Here is a 16,438-nt window from a genome sequence, read left to right as displayed (position 1 = left end):
GTCGACAATGAATAAGAAGATAGCATCGGTTTTGTTGGTGATTTCAGCTCTGTTTAGTAGCTGGCTGTATTGGGGCAGCAACCTGAAAATCGAACAAGTGCTAACGTCTCGTGAGTGGCAGTCTAAAATGACGACCCTAATCGACACTCAACTGGTCGAGAGGATGGTTGGCCCACTAAAAGAAGGCGCACTTGTTTCCAACGTAAAATACTTGCCCAATGGCACCTACATTCGCTCATCCATCGTACGTCTATACTCCGATAAACATGGGCACAGGCAAGTGACCGACGTCATCAATGTCTCGGAATCGGGTAAATGGAGCATCAGTGACAACTATTTGATTGTTTCTCCAACGAGCTTTAAAGATGTCTCTTCGGCACAATCTCAAACGTTCACGTCAAAGCAACTTAATTTAATTACCAAGCTAATACGTATGGATGCACAACAAAGTCGACGCATTGATATCGTGAACGAAAATACGTTACTGCTCACCAGCTTAGGTCACGGTTCTACTCTGCTAACCACGTATTAAGTGATGCCTCGGTTGAGGCATACCAAAACCACCAAAGGTGCAGGTAATCACTCGAGTAAGTGGCTGAAAAACTTAAGCAATAAGTTAATGAGTTGGTAGGGCGGCGCTATGTTGCCCTACCTCAATGAGACTAACAGGTGCTATATGGACAAAGCTACAATCTCGATTTATTACTGTCGCCAGTGCAATTGGATGCTGCGCTCAACGTGGCTAACTCAAGAGTTATTGCATACATTTTCAGACGATATTAACTCAATCAATTTGCACCCCGACACTGGTGGGCGATTTGAAATAGTGTGTAATGGCGAAAGTATCTGGGAAAGGAAGCGCGATGGCGGATTTCCCGAAGCAAAACAACTCAAACAAAGAGTACGAGATGTTATCGCCCCTGAGCGCTCTCTTGGCCATGTCGATAAAGCTTAACTCAGCGAGACTAACTCAAGCTCTATCGACAGAAAATTTTAGCTTCTTGCCATACCGTTGAGCACGATGTTGTTGTAACTAACCATACCTATGATCTCACCATCTTCGACCACAGGCGCTTGGCTGATGCTAAAGCGTTCAAATAACCTTGCGCAATATTTCACATTCATATCTGGGTTCACGGAGAGCGCGGGTTTCGTCATTATTTCATAAATGTTGACTCTCTCGGCAGAGCGATTATTGGCAAGGACGTCTTTGGCGATATCATTCATAAGCACAATGCCATATTCGTCCTCTCGGTGCCGCTTGGCCACAATCATCACCTTCACTTCATTTTTGCGGGCCAACATAATGCTATCTTGCACCGTCGTTAATCCATCGACTATCACGTAAGAGTTGACCATGACATCTCGCACCCATACCTTCCTTGGTTCGCTCATAGATTGTCCTCTACTATCTTGCTTAATTGCTCAACTTGATGGGCGACTCCAACCGCATCTTCGACATCAATCTGCACAGCAATCCCTTGGCCCGATGATTGATCGAATTCCCCCACCTCACTAATTCGCTCCAATATATGTCGAGCGAGGTGCTCCTCAACCACAAAAAGGGCGACATCTTTTTGTACCTCCAGAGTTAGCCCCAAAAACGTCCGCTTTTCTTTCAATCCCTGGCCACGAGCGTGATTGATCACGGTCGCTCCAGTAGCCCCTGCTTCGCGAGCAGCATCCAGCACTTGCTCGGTTTTACTTTCTTCGACAAATGCCACAATCAACTTAAAACGCATGCTTACACCCTCCTTGTCACTACTCTTTTCTTCCATTTAGCCAACGCGTAATTTGCGCATACCCTAGCACTGACATCATTGGAAACAAGCTAGCAAACGCAATCAAACCAAAGCCATCAATCACAGGGTTTCTCCCAGGAACCGTGGAAGCTAACCCCAACCCCAGAGCCGCGACTAAAGGAACAGTAACGGTTGACGTTGTTACCCCACCCGAATCGTAGGCGAGTGGAACAATCATCGACGGCGCGTAGAAGGTCTGTACGATCACCACCAAATACCCGAAGATAATGTAGTAATGAATAGGATCTCCCACGACAATTCGATAGCTCCCCAGCGCGATACCAAATGCCACACCAAACGCCACCGCAATCCTAAGGCCATTCACGCTAATACTGCCCCCAGAGACTTCATTGGCCTTGATGGCCACCGCAAGTAACGATGGTTCCGCCACCGTGGTGCTGAAGCCGATTAAAAAAGCAAATAAATACACCCAGTAATAGTCTTGCCAGCTGAGCACCAATCCATGGCTCCACTTTACGGCTTGCAAAAATTCAGGTGCGGTCAGCTGTTGAGCCATGGTCTTGCCCAGTGGAAATAACGCAAGTTCCAAGCCCATCAAAAAAAGTGATAAGCCCACCAGCACATAAACAAAGCCTAAAATTACCGTAGTAAAATTGGTGATAGGTCGCCTCAGAACGGCAAATTGAAAGCCGAAAATGATGACCGTAATCGGGATAACATCCCCGACAGTACTAACAAAAGTATCGATAATTTGACTGGCGGCTATCATGACACAATCATTCCGTAGACCATGACGAATATCACCGGCAATAAAGACGCAAACGCGATCAGGCCAAATCCATCAATCATAGGATTACGCCCCTTGATTGCAGACGCCAAACCGACTCCTAGTGCGGTCACCAATGGCACCGTAATGGTCGATGTCGTAACACCTCCAGAGTCATAAGCCACGCCAATAATGCTGTCGGGCGCGAACGCCGTTAAGATAACCACGCCAGCATAGCCACCAATGATCAGGTATTGAATTGGCCAGCCCTTTAAAATACGTATCACTCCTAACATAATGGCGATGCCCACTGACAACGCGACCGTATAGCGAAGCCCTTGAGCATATCTATCCATCTCGTCCGCGTTGTGAGGAATCACTCCACCTTCCGCCGCGACCTCAGCCGCCTCCTTTGCAACCGCCGTAAGAGCTGGCTCGGCAATCGTGGTGCCAAACCCTAAACAAAACGCGAAAATCAATAACCAGGTAACGCTACCTTTGCGTGCAAACGCGTGAGCCATCGACTCCCCGATCGGGAATAGCCCCATCTCCAACCCGTATACAAATATTGTCAGACCGAATACGACAAGGCATAAACCGACTAATATAGACGCTAAGTTTGGCAATGGATTTTGCAGCACCACTAGTTGGAAAAAAGCAATGACCAAAATGATAGGCGACAGATCGCGCACACTCGAATACAAGGATTTCATCAGGGTCGTCAGTGCTTCCATCCTAGCTCCATAGTGGCGAAATGAGGAGGGTATAATATTGGGGTCGGCAATATGACTTTTTAAGTCCGTTTTTCTCGCTACAAGCCCTACCCTAGAAAGTAAGTATATATTTCAAGATAGACGATATTTTCCGGCTCGCCCGTCTGGAAGCCAAACTTGGCGACATCACTCCATCTCTTACCCATTACCTCGTGCGTCTAAAGTGCTTTCCTCTAGCCCCTCAAACTCTTGTCACCACAGTGATCTCATCACTGAAATACGCACCCGATAAGGGTTAGGTATATACTGATTACAACAATGGAAGGATTAGTGATGAAAATATTAGTAACGGGTGGTAGCGGCTTTATCGGCCAAGAGCTCCTGAAGCATCTAGCCACTCATCAGCTAGTGCTGTTAACACGCAATGTCGTACGGGCTCGTTCGGCTCTAAAACATATTGCGCAAACTAATATTAGTTACATCACTACCCTGTCTGACCTACACGACCTCAATTGTTTTGACGCGGTCATTAACCTCGCGGGCGAGCCCATCATTGATAAACGTTGGACTACCAAACAAAAACAAGTCCTTTGTGATAGTCGATGGACGATCACTGAACGACTCGTCGAGCTCATACATGCTAGCACTGAGCCGCCCGGCACCTTCCTTAGCGGATCGGCGGTTGGCTATTATGGTTGCCAGTTCGACCAACCATTTGACGAAAACCTGCACGTCAACCAAGAACATTTCTCTCATCGTTTGTGCAGTGAATGGGAACACATCGCCATGAGAGCGCGAACGCCAGACATCCGAGTCTGTTTGCTACGTACTGGCATCGTACTAAAGGCAGACGGCGGGGCATTAGGTAAAATGTTACTACCTTTTAAATTTGGACTCGGAGGAAAGATAGGAACGGGGACGCAATATATGCCTTGGATTCACATGCAGGATATGGTGCGGGGCATTCTTTATCTACTAAAAACCCCGCACGCTCATGGCACTTTTAACCTCTGCGCGCCTCACCCCGTCACCAATGACGATTTTAGTTGCACCCTTGCGAAATGCGTCAAGCGGCCATGTCTTATGACAACACCCACTTGGCTAATCAAATTAGCAATGGGCGAGCGCTCACAGTTATTACTCGACAGCGTAAGAGCTAAGCCCAAGCGCCTCACTGAATTAGGGTTTGAGTTCAACTTCTCTCGATTAGAGCCTGCATTAAAAAACCTTTTACACTTATCCCAATAATCCTTTACCCTCTATATTTCATACTATTACGAATGGTTCGCCCATGAAAAAAGCCATCCTCATAACTGGATGTTCAACTGGTATCGGTTACACGTGCGCACACGCCCTTCACCAACGGGGTTACCAAGTCATCGCCTCTTGCCGACAAGATACTGATGTAGAACGGCTACGTTCAGAAGGGCTGACATGCATTCAGCTCGACCTAAATGATCCCAGCAGTATCCAGCAAGCAACTGCGCTCGCTTTAGAACTTTGTGAAGGAAGTCTCTTTGCCGTCTTTAATAACGGTGCCTATGGACAACCGGGAGCACTAGAAGACTTGCCAACCGATGCGTTACGAGCCCAGTTTGAAAGCAATGTGTTTGGCTGGCATGAGCTAATTCGCCTTCTGTTACCAACTTTGCTGGCTCAACCAAAAGCCCGTATCGTCCAGAACAGTTCCGTACTCGGCTTTGCCGCGATGAAATATCGAGGTGCGTACAACGCGTCTAAATTTGCTATCGAAGGGTGGACAGATACACTGCGGCTTGAGCTATTTGATACCAATGTGGATATTAGTTTGCTGGAACCTGGACCAATTAATACCGAATTCCGTGCCAATGCATTACGCGCTTTTCAGCGTTGGATCAATATTAGCAGCAGCCGTCATAGCCATCATTATCAGCAGCAAGTTGATCGTTTGCAGGCCACCAGCTCCAATAATCGTTTTGTCTTACCACCGGAAGCGTGTATACCGCCTCTGCTCCACGCGCTAGAGTCGGATAACCCTAAGCATCGCTACCCCATCACCACCCCAACCAAGATCTTTGCGATCATGAAACGCCTATTACCCAGCAAGTGGCTTGATCCTATTTTACGGCGAGCGGCATAAAAAAGATCCTTGTCATTTTTGCGTCACATTGGAATGCAATTATCAAAGCTACGGCATTGCCGGCAACCACTGGTTTTTCAACCACTAGTTTTTAATGTTCCACAATCGGTGCGCAGTAAAATGACATTGACCCAATTAAATTGGCTAGGTGTGGGAGTAGCACTCATCCTCGTTGCTTTCACATAACAAAGCATCCAAAGAATCGGCACCACTTTCTCGTGGTGCTTTTTCATTTTTTTCCTTGATTTCAGGCGCTCGTGCCCTCATTTCTTAATTAACAAGAAAAGTAAGGGACACACCAATGCAATCACCCTATATCGTGGATTTAAATGAGCAAAACTTCCGCCAGACTTTAGAGAGTTCAATGCAGGCACCTGTATTAATTCACTTTTGGGCACCGATGAGTCCAGAAAGCTCTGATCTTATTCCAGAACTTCGTCAGCTCACCCAACAATACAACGGTATTTTCACCCTCGCGTTAGTCAACTGTGAAGAACAGCAAGCCATTGCCGCGCAATTTGGTATTCAAGCCTTACCGACCATCGCTTTGTTTGTAAAAGGCCAACCGGTTGACGGACTTGGCGGACCACAAACTCTGCCCAATGTGCAAGCAATGCTCAACAAACACCTGCCAAGCCAAGATGAAATAGCGTTCAAAAACGCTCAAGCTCTAATGGAAGAAGACAAGTTTTCAGAAGCCCTACAAGCTCTGCAAGCCCTACCAGAAGAAATGACGAAAAAAGGCGACGTAAAGTTAGCCACTGCAGACTGCCTATTAGAATGCAATCAATTTGAGCTTGCCAGTAAACTGCTAGACCACATCCCGCTTGAATATCAAGACAACTACTATAAAGGTTTGGTCGCAAAACTTGAGTTGCATGAGCAAGCAGCTAACAGCCCCGAAGTACAAGCATTGGAGCAAGCGTTAAAAACCGATCCGACGTGCGTACAAGCAGCCCACGATCTTGCGCTGCAATATCACCAAGTGAACCGAGACGAAGAGGCACTAGAATTAATCTGGTCATTTTTACGCACCGATCTTAATGCTCTTGACGGTGAACTTAAAAAAGCCTTTATGGATATTTTAACTGCCCTCGGTCAAGGCAGCGCGGTCGCCAGCAAATATCGTCGCCAACTTTACTCACTACTCTACTAAACTGAACGCTGGTAACTTGGATGAAGGTCATAATAAAATGACCTTCTTTTTTATGTTACTGAGCGCATAAAAACTTTGTTCCCTCCCCCATTTGTACGTAAAATACATTAGTACGTAAAATACATTAGTCACCCCCAGACTATCTGAAAAATACACACGAGGTCTGACCTCTTGATGAAGACAAAGTAATCGACTTAATAAGGATTATTTCTTTCTTACTAAGTGCCTACTGCCTTGCGACTTCCTCTGAGATCAGATCCTTCAGGTTAACTGGGTATACTCACATCTAGTTATATACACAACAGGGTATTCATCATGGATTCGTTAATTACTATTGGGGTATTTATTGTCGTCGTGATCGTCGTGGTTGCGTCGAGTGTTAAAACCGTTCCTCAGGGGAACAGTTGGACTGTAGAAAGATTTGGCCGCTTCATCAACACCCTTACGCCCGGATTGAATATCATCATTCCTTTCATCGACCGCATCGGGCAGAAAATCAATATGATGGAGCGGGTATTGGACATCCCAGCTCAAGAGGTCATCTCCAAAGATAATGCCAACGTCACCATAGACGCAGTCTGCTTTGTGCAGGTCATCGATGCAGCGAAAGCAGCCTATGAAGTCAATAATCTAGAAAATGCCATTCGTAACCTCACCCTAACGAATATGCGGACAGTACTCGGCTCAATGGAGCTCGATGAAATGCTTAGCCATCGAGATATGATCAATACCAAATTGCTGACCATTGTTGATGAAGCCACCAACACTTGGGGCGTCAAAGTCACTCGTATTGAGATTAAAGATGTGCAACCACCGGCTGACTTAACTGCAGCTATGAACGCGCAGATGAAGGCTGAGCGGAATAAGCGTGCCGAAGTATTAGAAGCGGAAGGGGTTCGACAAGCAGAAATCTTGCGTGCTGAGGGACAAAAACAGTCTGAGATTCTACGCGCTGAAGGTGAAAAACAAGCCGCTATACTCCAAGCCGAAGCAAGAGAACGTGCCGCTCAAGCAGAAGCCAAAGCAACCGAAATGGTATCCAACGCCATTGCCAATGGCGATATGAAGGCGGTCAATTACTTTATTGCCCAAAACTATACAGAAGCGCTGAAAACCATTGGGCAAGCTGAAAACGGCAAAATCATTATGCTACCATTAGAAGCATCAGGCTTAATGGGGTCAATTGCTGGCATTGCAGAAATGTTTAAGGCAAAAGACGTCAACAACGAATAGGTGCACGTCATGATCGAACTATTGGAACAAATGAATCATTGGCATTGGCTCACCTTTGGCTTTGCATTGCTTGCCTTAGAGATATTAGGTACCGCTGGCTACTTTCTTTGGCTAGGCATTTCCGCGCTGATTGTCGGCACTTTGTACGCTTTTGTTCCAATAGATTGGTCAACGCAGTGGATCATATTCGGTGTTTTGTCTTTAATCACCACTTGGTTATGGTGGAAAAAGCAATCCCAAAAAGATAACCAAGGCGATAGTGAGCGAGATTTAAACCAAAAACAAAAACAGCTGATCGGACAAACCACTGTATTAGACGAAGATCTCCCTCACGGAAAAGGTCGGATTCGAATCAGCGACAGCAGCTGGCCCGCTAAATGCGATGAACCATTGACTGCGGGCAGTAAAGTGCGTGTGATTGATGTGCAAGGTATCATGCTTATCGTCGAAAAAATCGACTAACATTCGATACCTAACTTGCCATGAGGCTGAATAATCAGCCTCATGAAGCGAAGTCATTTAAGGAGAGGCACTACGCCTCTTCTCTTTCGTTTAGAGCTTTAGTTCAGGTATTACGTTTAAAGAAGATCAATCAAGTCTTGCTCGCTGCGCACTTCTACCCCTAGATCTTGTGCTTTAGCCAGCTTCGAACCTGCCGCCTCTCCTGCAAACAAAATGTCGGTTTTTTTGGATACGCTGCCAGTAACTTTAGCGCCAAGCTTTTGTAAGGCTTCTTTCGCTTCCGTGCGAGATAATTGAGACAGTGAACCCGTTAATACCACCACTTTACCTAACAATGGCTGTGGCACATCGCCATTCGCTTCTTCTAATTCTGGCCAATGAATGCCCTGAACCAAGAGATCTTTGACGACAGCTTGATTGGTCGGCTGAGAGAAAAATGCCACAATATGACTCGCAACCACATCGCCAACATCTGACACTTCCACTAAGGCTTCTAGCGATGCCTTCTCAATCGCATCAAGCGTTTTAAAATGCTGAGCCAGATTACTTGCCGTTGCCTCACCCACTTCTCGAATGCCAAGTGAATACAAAAATCTTGGTAAAGTCGTTAACTTTGATTTGTTCAAAGCGCTAACCACATTTTGCGCCGATTTCGGCCCCATTCGCTCTAATACCGTTAGCACACCAGCTGAGAGTTTGAACAAGTCTGCGGGTGATTCAACCATTTCTCTATCAACGAGCTGCTCAATCACTTTCTCGCCAAGGCCATCGACATCTAGCGCTTTACGAGAAACAAAATGTTTCAGCGCTTCTTTACGCTGCGCTTGGCATAAAAAGCCTGCCGTGCAACGAGTGACCGCTTCACCTTCCATACGCTCCAATTCAGAATCGCAAACTGGGCAGCGAATTGGGAACTCGATTTCGGTCACTGACGCTTCACGTCTGTCTAGCACGACAGACACAATTTGCGGTATCACATCTCCGGCTCGGCGAATCACAACACTGTCGCCAATTTTTACGCCAAGACGGGCAATTTCATCGGCATTGTGTAACGTGGCATTGCTCACCGTCACCCCACCTACAAAAATCGGCTCCAGCTTCGCCACCGGCGTAACCGCACCGGTGCGACCAACTTGGAATTCTACGTCGTTGAGACGGGTGATTTCTTCTTGAGCTGGGAACTTATAAGCAATGGCCCAACGCGGCGCTCTCGCGACAAAACCAAGTCGCTCTTGCAACGCAATATCATCGACTTTAATGACAACACCATCAATTTCATACGCCAATTGATCGCGACGCTCAAGGATGTCTCGATAAAATGCTTTCACTTCATTCATGCTTGTCACTTGGCGCGTTTCTGGGCAAATAGGCAGTCCCCACTGCTTAATTTGTAAAAAACGCTCATAGTGACTGCTTGCCAGCTCCCCACCGTCAACCAAACCAACACTATAGGCATAAAAAGCCAACGGCCGGGTGGCGGTAATACGAGAGTCCAACTGACGTAAACTTCCTGCGGCAGCGTTGCGTGGGTTCACAAACACTTTGTCACCTTTCTTTTGCGCACTATCATTGAGCCGTTTAAAGCCTGCGACAGGCATAAAGACTTCGCCGCGAATTTCGAGCCGCGTTGGCCAGCCTTCACCTTGCAATTTAAGAGGAATGGCACTGATGGTACGCACATTATCGGTAATGTTCTCGCCAGTGTTACCATCGCCGCGGGTCGCGGCGCGGACTAACACACCCTCTTCATACAACAGACTCACGGCGAGACCATCAAGCTTTGGTTCACAGCAGAAGGCATCGACCTGAGCAATCGCTAACCGATCTTGCATTCGCTTATGAAAACTATCTAAATCACCATCGTCGAAAGCATTATCAAGCGACAGCATCGGCACTTCATGAGCCACGGACTCAAACCCATCCAATGGTTGTCCGCCGACACGCTGGCTCGGAGAATCGAGGGTCACTAACTCTGGGTGATCTTGTTCAATTGCCAATAGTTCGCGCATCAAACGATCGTATTCGGCATCTGGGACTTCTGGGCTATCCTCAACGTAATAACGAACAGCATGATAATGAAGCGTATCTTTCAACGCGTTCAGTTTTTCTAAAATGGTTTGAGACATAAGTAACTCTTGCAGTAAGTCGCATTAAAAAGGCCCCTTTCGGAGCCTTTACAATGTTTAATCAATTTTGGCCGAAGTAAATTCCTGAATTTGGCGACGATACGCAGCCAACCGATCAGGCGTCATGAGGTTGCGTTGATCATCTAACACGTTTCCACCAAGATCATCGGCAATCTGTTGCGCGATTTTTAGCATCAAATTAAAGTTTTGATCCGGTTCAGCGTAACAAGGTAGCGTCATGAAAAAAGAAATACCTTGCGTGGAAAACTGCGCGGGATCGCTGTGCGCTAACGTCCCGGGGTGCATAATATTGGCGACGCTAAACAGCACTTTACTCGTACCCGAGACTTCCACGCGGTAGTGGAAAATATCCATTTCACCATAGCTTAGCCCGTGTTGCTGCATGCTATCAAACAGCTTGGTGCCAATAAATGGGGCATTTCCCGCAGCATGTACGTTCAACACCAACACTTGCATCTCCAATTCTTCTGGCTCAGCACTCACACTCGGTTCCACCTGAGCTGGCTCATCCACAGAGTCTAGCGTAGCTTCCGGTTCGACCACAGAGGTAGGCGCTATGTCAGGCTGAGGAGTCACCACAGAAGCTTCTGTGGCTAAAAGCGTATCCTGCTCTTCTTGCGATTCTTGTAAGTTCACAGCGCTAGGTTCGGCATCAAAACCTGATTCCTCAGGCTCAGCACCACTGGGTACCATCGCCGGGAAATCATCAATAAGAGGATCCGGCATTCGGTCGTCACGGCTGAAGTCGGGTTCTTTTCTGTGCTTACGTTTGATTTCCCCACTCTCAACCAGATAATCATCTTCTGGCTCATCTAAGCTTTCTGTCTCTTGATCAACACGAAGCTTACCAAGAGGCTTATCTGCAAACTTAGACTTTCCTTCTCGTTTATTGGTCCAAAGACCATGGAAAAGCAGCGCGCCAATTGCTAACGCGCCAACAACAATGAGTACAAGTCGCAATTCCTGCATTATTTACTCTCAGCTAATTGTCTGTGGATGTATCCTAAATCCGCACTTTGCTTGCGCGTCTATAAACGTCATTAAGCGCTTTAGGTCTACTTTACCAAAACTTTTATATGTTTTAGAACTGATTAATGTGAGAAGTTGTCAATATATCGTGACAGTTACCACGCTTTTTTTCTCAAAAAGTATCGGTAGAATACCTTTTAACCTTTTTACTATAGACAACAAATAATTATGATCACATCGCAAAAAAAAATGACTGGATTTGGTTATTTCCTTTACGGGCTAAAATTAGCTCGCCAACCCGGGATACGTAAGTTCGTTATATTGCCATTATTGGCCAACATTTTACTCGTTGGCGGCGCACTCTACTACCTGTTCTCTCACTTAAACACTTGGGTCGCTCACTTCATGGGGTTAATGCCAAGTTTCCTCGATTGGTTGAGTTATCTAGTATGGCCAATATTGGTCATCACCATCCTCGCGACTTTTTCGTACTTTTTTAGCACCCTCGCCAATTTCATCGCGGCGCCTTTCAATGGGTTATTGGCAGAAAAAGTGGAACAAGCCTTAACCGGTCAAAAAATCAATGACGATGGTGTCTTTGATGTCATCAAAGATGTACCACGAGTACTGGCTCGTGAATGGAAAAAACTGCTCTACATCATACCAAAAGCCATTGGCTTATTCATACTGTTGCTGATTCCAGCACTTGGACAAACGTTAGGCCCATTACTTTGGTTTTTGTTCACATCTTGGATGCTTGCGGTGCAATATTGCGATTACCCTTACGACAATCACAAGATTTCCTTCCAGAACATGCGCTCAGATCTGAAACGCAAAAAAACGAAAGTATATAGCTTTGGGTTCTTAGTCGCGTTCTTCACCAGTATTCCTGTAGTCAATCTCTTCATCGTCCCTGTCGCGGTTTGCGGCGCGACCGCCATGTGGGTAGAAGAGTTTAAAAACGAACAGCATGACTAACGGAAATCAAAGTGTATAGCTTATAGCAATTTGATATTTTCCCAATGTTTAGCCGACACATATTCTGCTAACGTAGCCTGAAAAATAAAACGGAAAAGGAAACAGCCCATGAGTCAAATATTTGAAGATAATTCCCTCACCATCGGCAACACACCGTTAGTTCGCCTAAACCGAGTCAGCAATGGCAATGTATTAGCGAAAATCGAATCTCGCAACCCAAGTTTTAGTGTCAAATGCCGTATCGGCGCAAATATGATTTGGCAGGCTGAGAAACAAGGCTTGCTAAAGCCTGGAGTTGAATTGGTTGAACCTACCAGCGGCAATACCGGTATTGCACTGGCTTTTGTCGCAGCTGCTCGTGGCTACAAGCTCACACTTACGATGCCAGAATCCATGAGTTTGGAACGTCGTAAATTGCTCAAAGCACTAGGCGCAAAATTAGAACTGACTGAAGCGGCGAAAGGAATGACAGGCGCGATTAACAAAGCAGAAGAAATCGTCGCAAGCGACCCTGAGCGTTACTTACTGTTACAACAATTCAACAACCCAGCCAACCCAGCCATTCACGAAAAAACCACCGGGCCTGAAATCTGGGAGGCAACCGACGGTGAAATCGATGTCTTTGTTTCCGGCGTAGGGACTGGTGGTACGATTACAGGCACCAGCCGATACATAAAACAAACTAAAGGCAAAGCAATTACCTCGGTTGCGGTCGAACCAAGCGAGTCACCAGTCATCACTCAAGTGCTTGCTGGAGAAGCTATTCAACCGGCTCCGCACAAGATTCAAGGCATCGGTGCAGGGTTTATTCCTGAAAACTTAGATTTAGAGCTTGTTGATAAAGTAGAAACTGTCAGCTCTGAAGAAGCAATCGAAATGGCGAAACGCCTTATGGAAGAGGAAGGGATTTTGGCGGGAATCTCATCGGGCGCGGCGGTTGTGGCGGCAAACAGAATCGCTAACCACCCTGATTTCAAAGGTAAAAATATCGTTACCATACTTCCAAGCTCAGGTGAGCGTTACCTAAGTTCAGTGCTCTTTGCTGGCACTTTCACCGACAAAGAAGTTCAGCAATAGTAGAACCGCATATTATGATCTAGGCCAAAAAAAGCTCCGATTCGGGGCTTTTTTGTTGATCCCTGCCGCACCTTTGGTAATATCACCACAGCTTTATTTTTAGCTTCAAAATAAAAAGAGGCGTGAAACGTCTCTGTACAGTGGCTGCGGATACTGTCGCCACCACTGAGGATTAACCAGATACGGATTCTGTAATCTAATCACGCAGGGTCGGTTTATAATCGGCTCCGCAAACGTTAAACTAATTTTGGTTAATTAATTAACAAAATAAATCAATCGGGGTATACACAATGTACGAGAAGCAAGTAGAAATCACTGCAGAAAACGGCCTTCACACTCGTCCTGCTGCGCAGTTTGTAAAAGAAGCGAAATCTTTCGATGCAGACATTACTGTGACTTCTAATGGCAAAAGCGCTAGTGCGAAAAGCCTGTTCAAACTTCAAACTCTAGGCTTAGTAAAAGGCACAACAGTGACTATTACAGCTGAAGGCCCTCAAGCTGAACAAGCTGTAGACCACCTAGTTGCTCTAATGGACCAACTGCACTAATCTCAGCGACCTCATTTTTCAAAGCCATTTTGTGTAAGCAAAGTGGCTTTGTTGGAAATGGGCAGCGAATTAGTCTACATATTACATTACACCGAGTCCAAACCCTCTCCCCTACACTGTTGACCAACTTAAGGTAAGGCTATGATTTCAGGCATTCCGGCATCTCCTGGTATTGCTTTCGGCAAAGCACTATTGTTACAAGAAGATGAAATTGTCCTAAACACACATCCAATCTCAGATGACCAAATAGAAGCGGAAATTCAACGTTTTTATACTGGCCGCACCAAATCTTCAGAGCAATTAGAAACCATCAAGCAAAAAGCACTTGAAACGTTTGGCGAAGAAAAAGAAGCCATCTTCGAAGGGCACATTATGTTGCTTGAAGACGAAGAGCTTGAAGAAGAGATCTTGGCACTGATCAAAAAAGACAAAATGCACGCTGACAACGCCATTCATACTGTGATTGAAGAGCAGGCAGTTGCCCTAGAATCTCTGGATGATGAATACCTTAAGGAGCGTGCGACAGATATTCGTGATATCGGCTCTCGTTTTGTCAAAAACACTCTAGGCATTAACATTGTGTCGCTTAGCGATATCAACGAAGAAGTGATTCTTGTGGCCTACGATTTGACGCCATCAGAAACCGCGCAAATTAACTTAGACTACGTACTAGGTTTTGCTTGCGATATCGGCGGACGCACTTCTCACACTTCTATTATGGCTCGTTCTCTTGAATTACCTGCAATTGTCGGAACTAACGACATCACTAAGCAAGTAAAAAATGGCGATACGCTGATTCTAGATGCGATTAACAACAAGATAATTGCTAACCCATCGGAAACGCAGCTTAACGAAGCAAAAGCAGTTCGTGATGCCTTCTTCGCTGAAAAAGAAGAATTAGCTAAGCTAAAAGACCTATCAGCTGAAACAAAAGATGGCCACCATGTCGAAGTCTGCGGCAATATCGGTACGGTAAAGGACTGTGACGGTATCTTACGTAATGGCGGTGAAGGCGTTGGTCTATATCGTACTGAATTCCTATTCATGGATCGCACATCTCTCCCAACTGAAGAAGAGCAGTACCAAGCCTATAAAGAAGTCGCGCAAGCGATGGAAGGTCAGTCCGTCATTATTCGTACCATGGATATTGGTGGTGACAAAGATCTGCCTTACATGGACTTGCCGAAAGAAATGAATCCATTCCTAGGTTGGCGCGCAGTGCGTATCAGCTTAGACCGTCGTGAAATCCTTCGTGATCAGTTGCGTGGTATTCTACGCGCATCAGCACACGGCACGCTGCGTATCATGTTCCCAATGATCATCTCGGTTGAAGAAATCCGTGAACTTAAAGCGGCAATCGAACAGTACAAAGCTGAGCTTCGTGCTGAAGGTCTTGCGTTTGACGAAGAGATCGAAATTGGCGTTATGGTGGAAACACCAGCAGCAGCTGCAATCGCTCACCACCTTGCAAAAGAAGTCGCGTTCTTCTCAATCGGCACCAACGACCTTACCCAGTACACATTGGCGGTTGACCGTGGCAACGAGATGATTTCTCACCTTTACAACCCTCTCTCTCCGGCAGTATTGACCGTCATCAAACAAGTGATCGACGCATCTCACGCTGAAGGAAAATGGACAGGTATGTGCGGTGAACTAGCGGGCGATGAACGCGCAACGTTATTGCTACTTGGTATGGGCTTAGATGAGTTCTCCATGAGCGGCATCTCTATCCCACAAGTTAAGAAAGTAATCCGCAATAGTAATTTCACTGAAGTGAAAGCGATGGCTGAAGAAGCCCTTTCTCTACCAACGGCTGTTGAGATTCAAGCTTGTGTAGATAAATTCATTGCGGCTAAAACACAATAGTCTGCAAATACCAATGAGATAGGCTTCTAAAAGTAGTCGTCTATCTTGTTCGATTGGTATACTATAATTCGATAGAATAAATAAACGTTAGGAGCACGACACAATGGGTCTGTTTGACAAAATTAAAAAGTTTGTATCTGATGACAGCAACGATGCTGGCGCGATCGAAATCATTGCGCCTCTGTCAGGTGAGATCGTAAATATCGAAGATGTGCCAGATGTCGTATTCGCTGAAAAGATTGTCGGTGACGGTATCGCAATTAAGCCTAACGGTGACAAAATGGTAGCTCCTGTCAACGGTACTATCGGCAAAATTTTCGAAACGAACCATGCGTTCTCTATTGAGTCAAATGACGGTGTAGAACTGTTTGTTCACTTCGGTATCGACACTGTAGAACTGAAAGGCGAAGGCTTCAAGCGCATTGCAGAAGAAGGTCAATCAGTACAAGCTGGCGACACTGTAATCGAATTTGACCTTGCGCTACTGCAAGAAAAAGCGAAATCAACGCTAACTCCAGTTGTCATCTCTAACATGGATGAAATCAAAGAGCTACAGAAGCTATCTGGCGCTGTAACCGTTGGCACAAACCCAGTGCTACGCGTTACTAAGTAACTCTTACTGACTCTGATTGTTAAAACGC

Annotated in this window: 19 protein-coding genes; 12 read left to right on the top strand and 7 right to left on the bottom strand. The window is 46.0% G+C overall.

Annotated elements, in window-relative coordinates:
- Positions 1-7 precede the first annotated feature (7 nt).
- Positions 8-532 (top strand): regulatory protein ToxS, encoded by a 525-nt coding sequence (locus tag L4C34_RS00765; RefSeq protein WP_428787433.1) that lies wholly within the window; start codon positions 8-10, stop codon positions 530-532.
- Between the two features lie 144 nt (positions 533-676).
- The gene (locus L4C34_RS00760) at positions 677-955 is read left to right on the top strand and encodes an Rdx family protein (RefSeq protein WP_428787432.1); all 279 of its coding nucleotides are present in this window, start codon (positions 677-679) and stop codon (positions 953-955) included.
- Positions 956-993: 38 nt separating this feature from the next.
- Here L4C34_RS00760 and L4C34_RS00755 read toward each other — a convergent pair whose 3' ends face one another.
- The 4 genes from L4C34_RS00755 to L4C34_RS00740 are packed head-to-tail and all read right to left on the bottom strand — an operon-like array spanning position 994 to position 3,263.
- Entirely contained in the window at positions 994-1,395 is a 402-nt protein-coding gene (locus tag L4C34_RS00755; protein ID WP_428787431.1) for a CBS domain-containing protein, read from the bottom strand.
- Positions 1,392-1,742 (bottom strand): P-II family nitrogen regulator, encoded by a 351-nt coding sequence (locus L4C34_RS00750; protein ID WP_428787430.1) that lies wholly within the window; start codon positions 1,740-1,742, stop codon positions 1,392-1,394. Before L4C34_RS00750 ends, L4C34_RS00755 begins: the two co-directional genes overlap by 4 nt.
- Positions 1,743-1,761: 19 nt before the next feature.
- The gene (locus L4C34_RS00745; protein ID WP_428787429.1) at positions 1,762-2,532 is read right to left on the bottom strand and encodes a DUF1538 domain-containing protein; all 771 of its coding nucleotides are present in this window, start codon (positions 2,530-2,532) and stop codon (positions 1,762-1,764) included.
- A complete protein-coding gene (locus tag L4C34_RS00740; protein ID WP_428787428.1) occupies positions 2,529-3,263 on the bottom strand; it encodes a DUF1538 family protein in 735 nt (244 codons plus the stop codon). The genes L4C34_RS00745 and L4C34_RS00740 overlap by 4 nt, the downstream gene beginning before the upstream one ends.
- A gap of 312 nt (positions 3,264-3,575) precedes the next feature.
- Here L4C34_RS00740 and L4C34_RS00735 point away from each other — a divergent pair, with 312 nt between their 5' ends.
- The gene (locus L4C34_RS00735) at positions 3,576-4,490 is read left to right on the top strand and encodes a TIGR01777 family oxidoreductase (RefSeq protein ID WP_428787427.1); all 915 of its coding nucleotides are present in this window, start codon (positions 3,576-3,578) and stop codon (positions 4,488-4,490) included.
- Positions 4,491-4,533: 43 nt separating this feature from the next.
- Complete coding sequence (locus L4C34_RS00730; protein WP_428787426.1) at positions 4,534-5,361, top strand: SDR family oxidoreductase; 828 nt, start codon at positions 4,534-4,536, stop codon at positions 5,359-5,361.
- Positions 5,362-5,438: 77 nt separating this feature from the next.
- Here L4C34_RS00730 and L4C34_RS00725 read toward each other — a convergent pair whose 3' ends face one another.
- Positions 5,439-5,594 (bottom strand): hypothetical protein, encoded by a 156-nt coding sequence (locus L4C34_RS00725; protein WP_428787425.1) that lies wholly within the window; start codon positions 5,592-5,594, stop codon positions 5,439-5,441.
- 68 nt (positions 5,595-5,662) lie between these two features.
- Here L4C34_RS00725 and L4C34_RS00720 point away from each other — a divergent pair, with 68 nt between their 5' ends.
- The 3 genes from L4C34_RS00720 (at position 5,663) to L4C34_RS00710 (ending at position 8,212) form a co-directional block, all read left to right on the top strand.
- Positions 5,663-6,517, top strand: a complete 855-nt coding sequence (locus tag L4C34_RS00720; RefSeq protein WP_428787424.1) for a co-chaperone YbbN — start codon at positions 5,663-5,665, stop codon at positions 6,515-6,517.
- A 315-nt stretch (positions 6,518-6,832) separates the two neighbouring features.
- Positions 6,833-7,750 carry an SPFH domain-containing protein gene (locus L4C34_RS00715; RefSeq protein ID WP_428787423.1) on the top strand — a complete coding sequence of 306 codons (918 nt, stop codon included), beginning with the start codon at positions 6,833-6,835 and terminating at the stop codon, positions 7,748-7,750.
- 9 nt (positions 7,751-7,759) lie between these two features.
- Positions 7,760-8,212 (top strand): NfeD family protein, encoded by a 453-nt coding sequence (locus tag L4C34_RS00710; RefSeq protein ID WP_428787422.1) that lies wholly within the window; start codon positions 7,760-7,762, stop codon positions 8,210-8,212.
- Positions 8,213-8,328: 116 nt separating this feature from the next.
- Here L4C34_RS00710 and ligA read toward each other — a convergent pair whose 3' ends face one another.
- Both ligA and zipA read right to left on the bottom strand, forming a co-directional pair.
- A complete protein-coding gene (gene ligA, locus L4C34_RS00705) occupies positions 8,329-10,338 on the bottom strand; it encodes an NAD-dependent DNA ligase LigA (protein WP_428787421.1) in 2,010 nt (669 codons plus the stop codon).
- Positions 10,339-10,395: 57 nt separating this feature from the next.
- The gene (gene zipA, locus L4C34_RS00700; RefSeq protein ID WP_428787420.1) at positions 10,396-11,328 is read right to left on the bottom strand and encodes a cell division protein ZipA; all 933 of its coding nucleotides are present in this window, start codon (positions 11,326-11,328) and stop codon (positions 10,396-10,398) included.
- Positions 11,329-11,556: 228 nt separating this feature from the next.
- Here zipA and cysZ point away from each other — a divergent pair, with 228 nt between their 5' ends.
- The 5 genes from cysZ (at position 11,557) to crr (ending at position 16,410) form a co-directional block, all read left to right on the top strand.
- The gene (gene cysZ, locus L4C34_RS00695) at positions 11,557-12,306 is read left to right on the top strand and encodes a sulfate transporter CysZ (protein WP_428787419.1); all 750 of its coding nucleotides are present in this window, start codon (positions 11,557-11,559) and stop codon (positions 12,304-12,306) included.
- Positions 12,307-12,414: 108 nt separating this feature from the next.
- Positions 12,415-13,383: a cysteine synthase A gene (gene cysK, locus L4C34_RS00690; RefSeq protein WP_428787418.1), complete on the top strand. Its 969-nt coding sequence runs from the start codon at positions 12,415-12,417 to the stop codon at positions 13,381-13,383.
- A 290-nt stretch (positions 13,384-13,673) separates the two neighbouring features.
- The gene (locus L4C34_RS00685) at positions 13,674-13,931 is read left to right on the top strand and encodes an HPr family phosphocarrier protein (protein WP_428787417.1); all 258 of its coding nucleotides are present in this window, start codon (positions 13,674-13,676) and stop codon (positions 13,929-13,931) included.
- A gap of 141 nt (positions 13,932-14,072) precedes the next feature.
- The gene (gene ptsI / locus L4C34_RS00680) at positions 14,073-15,797 is read left to right on the top strand and encodes a phosphoenolpyruvate-protein phosphotransferase PtsI (RefSeq protein WP_428787416.1); all 1,725 of its coding nucleotides are present in this window, start codon (positions 14,073-14,075) and stop codon (positions 15,795-15,797) included.
- 103 nt (positions 15,798-15,900) lie between these two features.
- Positions 15,901-16,410 carry a PTS glucose transporter subunit IIA gene (crr, locus tag L4C34_RS00675; protein WP_428787415.1) on the top strand — a complete coding sequence of 170 codons (510 nt, stop codon included), beginning with the start codon at positions 15,901-15,903 and terminating at the stop codon, positions 16,408-16,410.
- The last annotated feature ends 28 nt before the right edge of the window (positions 16,411-16,438 follow it).

Source organism: Vibrio profundum (assembly GCF_050337555.1).
Taxonomy (GTDB): Bacteria; Pseudomonadota; Gammaproteobacteria; order Enterobacterales; family Vibrionaceae; genus Vibrio; species Vibrio profundum.
Note: the sequence above shows the minus strand (reverse complement) of the source record. Positions and strands in the feature narration are given on the sequence as shown.

Coding starts and splice junctions, on each gene's coding strand:
- crr (WP_428787415.1), top strand. CDS start 15,901: ATGGGTCTGTTTGACAAAATTAAAAAGTTTGTATCTGATGACAGCAAC.
- cysK (WP_428787418.1), top strand. CDS start 12,415: ATGAGTCAAATATTTGAAGATAATTCCCTCACCATCGGCAACACACCG.
- L4C34_RS00750 (WP_428787430.1), bottom strand. CDS start 1,742: ATGCGTTTTAAGTTGATTGTGGCATTTGTCGAAGAAAGTAAAACCGAG.
- cysZ (WP_428787419.1), top strand. CDS start 11,557: ATGATCACATCGCAAAAAAAAATGACTGGATTTGGTTATTTCCTTTAC.
- L4C34_RS00710 (WP_428787422.1), top strand. CDS start 7,760: ATGATCGAACTATTGGAACAAATGAATCATTGGCATTGGCTCACCTTT.
- L4C34_RS00730 (WP_428787426.1), top strand. CDS start 4,534: ATGAAAAAAGCCATCCTCATAACTGGATGTTCAACTGGTATCGGTTAC.
- L4C34_RS00735 (WP_428787427.1), top strand. CDS start 3,576: ATGAAAATATTAGTAACGGGTGGTAGCGGCTTTATCGGCCAAGAGCTC.
- L4C34_RS00685 (WP_428787417.1), top strand. CDS start 13,674: ATGTACGAGAAGCAAGTAGAAATCACTGCAGAAAACGGCCTTCACACT.
- ligA (WP_428787421.1), bottom strand. CDS start 10,338: ATGTCTCAAACCATTTTAGAAAAACTGAACGCGTTGAAAGATACGCTT.
- L4C34_RS00760 (WP_428787432.1), top strand. CDS start 677: ATGGACAAAGCTACAATCTCGATTTATTACTGTCGCCAGTGCAATTGG.
- L4C34_RS00725 (WP_428787425.1), bottom strand. CDS start 5,594: ATGAAAAAGCACCACGAGAAAGTGGTGCCGATTCTTTGGATGCTTTGT.
- ptsI (WP_428787416.1), top strand. CDS start 14,073: ATGATTTCAGGCATTCCGGCATCTCCTGGTATTGCTTTCGGCAAAGCA.
- L4C34_RS00715 (WP_428787423.1), top strand. CDS start 6,833: ATGGATTCGTTAATTACTATTGGGGTATTTATTGTCGTCGTGATCGTC.
- L4C34_RS00720 (WP_428787424.1), top strand. CDS start 5,663: ATGCAATCACCCTATATCGTGGATTTAAATGAGCAAAACTTCCGCCAG.
- zipA (WP_428787420.1), bottom strand. CDS start 11,328: ATGCAGGAATTGCGACTTGTACTCATTGTTGTTGGCGCGTTAGCAATT.
- L4C34_RS00745 (WP_428787429.1), bottom strand. CDS start 2,532: ATGATAGCCGCCAGTCAAATTATCGATACTTTTGTTAGTACTGTCGGG.
- L4C34_RS00765 (WP_428787433.1), top strand. CDS start 8: ATGAATAAGAAGATAGCATCGGTTTTGTTGGTGATTTCAGCTCTGTTT.
- L4C34_RS00755 (WP_428787431.1), bottom strand. CDS start 1,395: ATGAGCGAACCAAGGAAGGTATGGGTGCGAGATGTCATGGTCAACTCT.
- L4C34_RS00740 (WP_428787428.1), bottom strand. CDS start 3,263: ATGGAAGCACTGACGACCCTGATGAAATCCTTGTATTCGAGTGTGCGC.